The organism is Telluria sp. AZSoR62 (genome assembly GCF_058111565.1).
This window is the reverse complement of record NZ_JBYTST010000100.1, coordinates 1-412: the sequence shown is the minus strand read 5'-3', so window position 1 is coordinate 412 and position 412 is coordinate 1. Positions and strand designations below refer to the sequence as shown.

The window sequence follows — 412 nt, the reverse complement described above, 5'->3', positions numbered from 1 at the left end:
GATTCGCACGGTGATCCACTACTGATCACCCACTATCCATTCAACACCAACCATCAAGGAAACTAACCATGTCCACTCCTGTCATTTCCGGCGACGGCATCTTCTCGCACGTCTTCATCGGCGCCGCCGACGTCCAGAAGTCGGCCGCGTTCTACGACGCCGCCCTGGGTGCTCTCGGCATCAAGAACCTCGGTCCTTTCGGCAACGGATGGGTGCTTTTCGGTCGCGAAAAGCCGGCTTTCATCATCGCCCGTCCGGGCAATGGTGGAGCGCCTTCGAGCAACGGCGTGACGGTCGGCTTTGCGGCCGCCACTCCCGCCGAAGTGGATGCCTTCCACGCCGCCGGCCTTGCCGCAGGCGGCACCGACGAGGGCCAGCCTGGCCCGCGTGGCCACCTGCCGGGTGCCTATGC

The 412-nt window shown here is 64.1% G+C and carries 1 protein-coding gene; it reads left to right on the top strand.

What is annotated here, in order from left to right; translation table 11 throughout:
• Positions 1 to 68 precede the first annotated feature (68 nt).
• Positions 69 to 412: VOC family protein (locus AC3XQU_RS23055; RefSeq protein ID WP_489876486.1), on the top strand; the 344-nt coding region annotated here is incomplete at its 3' end.